The organism is Brooklawnia sp., from assembly GCF_032229645.1.
GTDB lineage: Bacteria > Actinomycetota > Actinomycetes > Propionibacteriales > Propionibacteriaceae > Brooklawnia.
The window spans coordinates 1-4,071 of sequence record NZ_JAVTWX010000146.1 but is presented as its reverse complement, the minus strand read 5'-3'; the positions used below and the strand labels follow the sequence as shown (position 1 = coordinate 4,071).

General features: G+C 66.4%; 4 protein-coding genes. All 4 read right to left on the bottom strand.

Annotation, left to right across the window (positions count from 1 at the left end):
* Window positions 1–394 precede the first annotated feature (394 nt).
* Window positions 395–1,357, bottom strand: a complete 963-nt coding sequence (locus tag AAFP05_RS12150) for a VWA domain-containing protein (protein WP_341730136.1) — start codon at window positions 1,355–1,357, stop codon at window positions 395–397.
* The gene (locus AAFP05_RS12145) at window positions 1,357–2,337 is read right to left on the bottom strand and encodes a VWA domain-containing protein (RefSeq protein WP_341730135.1); all 981 of its coding nucleotides are present in this window, start codon (window positions 2,335–2,337) and stop codon (window positions 1,357–1,359) included. The genes AAFP05_RS12150 and AAFP05_RS12145 overlap by 1 nt, the downstream gene beginning before the upstream one ends.
* Window positions 2,334–3,407 carry a DUF58 domain-containing protein gene (locus AAFP05_RS12140; RefSeq protein WP_341730134.1) on the bottom strand — a complete coding sequence of 358 codons (1,074 nt, stop codon included), beginning with the start codon at window positions 3,405–3,407 and terminating at the stop codon, window positions 2,334–2,336. The genes AAFP05_RS12145 and AAFP05_RS12140 overlap by 4 nt, the downstream gene beginning before the upstream one ends.
* A gap of 13 nt (window positions 3,408–3,420) precedes the next feature.
* A partial coding sequence (locus AAFP05_RS12135; RefSeq protein ID WP_341730133.1) for a MoxR family ATPase occupies window positions 3,421–4,071 on the bottom strand: 651 nt, incomplete at its 5' end.

Sequence of the window (4,071 nt, the reverse complement as noted above, 5' to 3'; positions counted from 1 at the left end):
GCTGAGCAGGCGGGAAGCCTTGAGCAGGCGGGACCGCCTGTCCGGCGCCGTTTCGGGCTACGCGTCCGCGTGGCGAAGCCTTGAGCAGGCGCCGTTTCGGGCTGCGCGTCCGCGTGGCGAAGCCTTGAGCAGGCGGGACCGCCTGTCCGGCGCCGTTTCGCGCTGCGCGTTCGCGTGGCGAAGCCTTGAGCAGGCGGGACCGTCTCTACAAGCTGCCGAAAATCGCGGCGACTGCCGATCTGTCCAGTGCCTCCACCATCAGCTGCCGCCAATAGCAAAAGCCCCGAACATCCGCCAGCCGCTGTGATTTCCGGCAGCCGCTGCGAGCCAACACCGAGCACTCCGCCAGCCACTGCGACTTCCGGCAGCCGCTGCGGCGAACAAGCCCGTCGGATCACGGCCAGCGCGCCGCCAACGAAATGACCCCCGCCGCAGCCAGCGCGCTCAGGATCAGCGCGTACAGGGCGAAGCGATCAGTCACTTCGACGAGTTCCTCGTCGTAACCGATCGAGCTCGCGATGGTCTCGTAGACACCACGCAGATCGCCAAGCGACTCTGCCGAGTACTTCTTGCCACCCGAGTTCTTGGCCACCAGCGCCAGCTCGGCATGATTCACCGGCACCGGGACGCGCACGCCCTCCTCGTAGACGTAGCCGCCGGCAGTGCCGTAGGCGATCGTGTAGATCGGAACGTTCTGTTCCTTGGCAACCGTGGCCGCCTCGCCCGAATCGCGGCCGATGTTCGTGTAGCCGTCCGACAACAAGATGATCGCCCCGGGCGCCGGTTCGTCCGGATGATCCGGATCGGGTGGCGCGAGCAGCAGAGCGTCCAAGGAGGTATAGATCGCTTCGCCGATAGCGGTCGCCGGCTCAAGCTCGATCGCATCGATGGCGGCCTTCAACGCGGTGCGGTCGGTGGTCGGGGGCGTCGCGATCTGGGCTGTGCCCGAGAAGGTCACCAATGCGATATTGAAGGTCGACGGCACCATATCGACGAACTCCTTGGCCGCGGTCTGCGCGGCCTCGATACGGCTCGGCGACACGTCCTGAGCCCGCATCGAGCGCGAGATATCGATCGTGATGACCACGGTCGCCCGCTCCCGCGGCACCTGCGTGACGGCCTGCGGCTGGGCATAGGCCAGCACCAGCGAGCCCATCGCCAGCAACGAGGCACCCACCGAGATGTGCCGCTTCAGTGCCGAATCCCGCGGAATCACCAGATCCAGCCGAGTCCGGCCGCGCCGTCGTCCGCCGCTTTGCACCCGCCGCGAGGCCACCAGGTAGAAGCCCAGTACCGCCGCCACGATCAGCAGCAGCCATAGCCTGCCAGGATGCATGAACTCCAACATCGGTACCATCACGGCCACCTAGCTGCCATCGACACTGCGCCAAGCGAGGCGACGACGGCGAACGCGAGCGCGTACAGCGCCCAGCGGGCCGTCACTTCCTTCTTCACGTCCTCATAGGTCACATCGGATCGCATCTGATCGTAAGCGTTGTTCAGCTGGTCGGCAGACTTCGCGTCCACCGCGGCACCGCCGGTGATCGCCGCGATCTGCTGCAAGGTCGCGGTGTCGGGAGCCACGTTGTAGCGCTGACCGTCGATATCGACGTACCCGTTGAGGGTGCCGAACGCGATCGTGTTGACGATCACGTCTTGATCGTGCGCATTGGCCGCAGCCTGCTCGGGACTCACCTCGCCACCGGTGTTGGCTCCGTCCGAGAGCAGGATCACCATGCCAGGGGCCGGATCCTCACCCTCCTCGCCGGGGGCGTGCGCGATCGCGTCCAGTGCAGCCATCAAGGCGCCGCCGATATCGGTGCCATCCTCCAACGTCAGCGCGTCGATATAGCGGGTGATCATGCCGCGATCGTTGGAGGGCTGAGTGAGCACCCGGGGAGTTCCCGACAAGGCGACGAGCGCGATGTTGTATGACTCGGGCAGCTGCCCGATGAAGTCCTTCGCGGCCTGCTTCGAGGCGTCCAGCCGAGTGGGCGGGATGTCGGTGGCCTGCATCGACTGCGAGAGGTCGAGCACCAGCACCACCGTCGCGCGTTCGCGGGGTACCTTCTCGGTACCCGCCGGCCGCGCCCAGGCGCCGGTGATGGCGATCAGCGCACAGAGCACCATCGCCACCGAAACATGCCGACGCCACTGCGACTGCTTCGGCAACACCGCGCCGACGATGCCGGTCTGGGTGTACCGCATGCCCCGGTTGCGCTTCAGCCGCAAGAGCACGATGTAGGCGATCACCAGGATCGGCAGGATGATCAGCGCCCACAGCCGCTCGGGATTGAAGAACTCCCACAGCCAGACCTGAGTCGTGTCGCTGGTCACTTGCTCACCCCCTGCGGGGGCTGATGCAGCACAGCGGCGGTCTGCCGGTAGGTCAGGACGAAGCGTGCGATGTCACTCACCCAGTCGCGATCGGTCTGCAGCCGAATGTGGCCGACGCCGGCGCGGCGCATGGCGGTGTCGGTGCGTTCGCGCTGGGCGGCGCTGGCACGGTCGATCAGTCGGCGCGCGCGTGCGTCCGAGGTGTTGACGAAGCGCGCGAAATCGGTCTCGGGATCGCGGATCAGCAGTTCGCCGACATCGGGAAACTCCATCTCGCCGGCGTCGATCACCTCGATACACAAGACCTGATTTCGCACCGCGAGGCGACGCAGCGGACGCTCCCAGCTGGGAGGTGCGGCCGGATCGAGTTCTTCGTCCCCCGGATCGAGGAAATCGGAGACGACCAGTCGCATGCCGCGACGCCGCTGAGTACGGATCAACGCCTCAATGCCCTCGGCGAGGCCGAGTGTGGCCGGCTGGTTGTCACGTTCGATCGGATCGTCCAGCAGTTTACCGAGCAACCCGTAGAGAGCCTGGCGTCCCGACCGCGCCGGGAAACGCTTCACCGAATCCGAGTGCATCACCATGCCGCCGAACCGGTCGCCCATCTTCTGGCTGATGAAACCCAGCGTGGCGATCGCCGCGATGCCGAGATCGCGCTTGGTCACCCCCGCGGTTCCCCAGTTCATCGACGGGGTCGCATCGAGCAACGCCCACACCTCGAGCTCGCGGTCGGCCATGGTGTCGCGTACATGCGGCGTCGTGGTCCGAGCTGTCACCGCCCAGTCCATTCGGCGCACATCGTCTTGCCCCGGCACGTAGATGCGGGCGTCGTTCAGATCGGAGCCGGGCCCGGGCAGCAGCCCGAGATGGTCGCCTTGCAGGAAGCCTTCGAGCCGTCGGACGACGGTCAATTCAAGCCGACGCAGCGCGGCCTCCGGGGCGAGCTTGTTGAGCGGCACCGTGGGGCCGGTGGGCTCACGCAGCACACTGGCCGCGGCGCCCACATCGCGCCGGCCGTTCGCCTGCGTGGTGCCGGTCTTCGAAACCGTGAAATCAGGTCCGCTCATCTATGCCCGAAGATCACTCGTAGCTCGGCTGGTGACGGTGCTGGGTGCGGCTTGCGGCGCGCTGCTCCTGATTCCAGACCGGCGTTGGCGCCGGCACCATCGCGAGAATCCGCTCCACCACCTGCAGCGCAGAGATGTTGTCGGCGATCGCGTCGAAGCTGAGCACCAGACGATGCGCCATGACATCCTTGGCAACCGCCTGCACATCGGTCGGCAGCACATAGTCACGGCCGTGAATCAGGGCGACCGCGCGGGCGGCTGCGGTCAGGCCCAAGGTGGCCCGCGAGGAGTTGCCGATCTGGACCACCCGCGTCAGGTCCGGCATGTTGAACTCGGCCGGGTTACGGGTCGCCAGCACCAGCCGGACGATGTACTCGGCGACCAGGTTGTGCACGAAGACGTGAGACGCCATGCCCTGCAACTGGAAGGTCAGCTCGGGGTTGAGGATCGGTCGCGGGGTCGGCGGGCTCACCGACATGCGGCGCAGGATCTCGAATTCCTCGTTGCCCTTCGGGTAGGGCACATCGACCTTGAGCAGGAAGCGGTCGCGCTGGGCCTCGGGCAACGGGTAGACACCCTCGGACTCCACCGGATTCTGGGTGGCGATGACGATGAACGGCTTCTTCATCGGGAAGGTCTGGCCGGCGATCGAGACCTGCTTCTC

Bases quoted from the DNA above. Each gene is read 5' to 3' on its own strand.
- AAFP05_RS12150 (WP_341730136.1), bottom strand. From the start codon at position 1,357: ATGGTACCGATGTTGGAGTTCATGCATCCTGGCAGGCTATGGCTGCTG.
- AAFP05_RS12140 (WP_341730134.1), bottom strand. From the start codon at position 3,407: ATGAGCGGACCTGATTTCACGGTTTCGAAGACCGGCACCACGCAGGCG.